The organism is Bartonella sp. AA1HLJMS (genome assembly GCF_042197445.1).
Taxonomy (GTDB): domain Bacteria; phylum Pseudomonadota; class Alphaproteobacteria; order Rhizobiales; family Rhizobiaceae; genus Bartonella.
The window spans coordinates 1-1,277 of record NZ_JBHIRW010000193.1 but is presented as its reverse complement, the minus strand read 5'-3'; the positions used below and the strand labels follow the sequence as shown (position 1 = coordinate 1,277).

The following is a 1,277-nucleotide window of genomic DNA, read 5'->3' as shown; positions in this document are numbered from 1 at the left end:
GTATCCACAACAACGATTCGCAATTGGGTGCTTCAGGGGTTGTTTCCGGAGCCATATAAGCTAGGGAGAGCAGTGAGGTGGAGAAAAAAAGAGATCTTAGCCTTCATTCCAAAGAAAAATAAGGAACAAATAGGAGTAAATTAGATAAAGTTGTATAAACCGTAAAGGGTGGTCTAAAAACAGCTCTTTAAAGAAAAAAATATATATATATATTTCAATACATTAAAGATAAAATTTGGTGCCCAAAAGAGTTTCAATAATTTTAAATAAAATAAATGAGTTATTGCGATATGGGGGAAATTTATCATTATTGATTCCATTAATGTTTTTTATAGCACTATCCCTCATTTTTTTTGGAGCTTTTTTATCGCTTCTATAGCTAGCCTTTTGCGATCTGCGCTTTTTGTATAAAGAGATGCCATGTTGTCGTCGGTCCATCCAAAAATTGCCTTGAGTTGTGATACTGTTGCACCTGAATTAGCGGCGCGTGTTGCTGCTAATTTTCTTAAGCCATGTGCTGATTTTTTGATTCCCGCTACGTTACAAGCCTCACGAAAAAGGTTGCCAAAACTTTCTTTTACGAGTTTATTTCCGTTTTTTCCGCAAATGAATGTTTCATTTCCAATAGGACCAATTTTTAGAGTTTCTGCTAATTCAGGCAAAATGGGTAGAAAAACATCTGTTTGGAATTTACTTTTCTCTGTCTTGAGATGAATGATATTATCTTTGACATCGTTCCAACCAATGCGGACCGCATCACCACGACGCAAACCCGTGTAAAGAAGAACATCAATCCAGACGCGTTCATGTGAACCATGTGACCAATGGTGATAATATTTTTCAACATCTTCTTCTGTCCAAACAGCAAATCCATCTTTGTTGTTGAGAGGAGGTCTTTTTATTCCTAAAGCTGGGTTATTCTCCAGAAGTTCTTGATCGATCGCCCAATTAAAAAGTCCATTAAGTGCTTTTAGAAAATTTTGGGCAGCTGTTGGTTTTTCTTTGCGGCGTTCAACACCCGCTGTAATATGTGATTTCTTTATTTCTCTGTATGGAATGTTTCCTATAGCATCACATACCTTCATAAGGATAAGTTCTCTTTGTCTTTTCGTAGCTTTAGCAAGGCTATGCCAATGAACGCTGTTAAAGTATTGTTTAAGCAGCCATGCAAATGACCCTTCAACAAGTTTACCGGTTTTGGATTTAGGAAGTATAAGCCCTTGTAACTCGGCAAGTGCGCTTTTGTAGTTATCAACAAACTCTTGCGTTCCATAGGT

The 1,277-nt window shown here is 37.1% G+C and carries 2 protein-coding genes; one reads left to right on the top strand and one right to left on the bottom strand.

All coding sequences use genetic code 11. From position 1 onward, the window contains the following. Positions 1–144: helix-turn-helix transcriptional regulator (locus tag ACFIQE_RS10525; protein ID WP_375707718.1), on the top strand; the 144-nt coding region annotated here is incomplete at its 5' end. A 200-nt stretch (positions 145–344) separates the two neighbouring features. Here the strand turns inward: ACFIQE_RS10525 and ACFIQE_RS10520 are convergent. Beyond that, on the bottom strand, positions 345–1,277 hold a 933-nt coding region (locus ACFIQE_RS10520; protein ID WP_375707717.1), incomplete at its 5' end, for a tyrosine-type recombinase/integrase.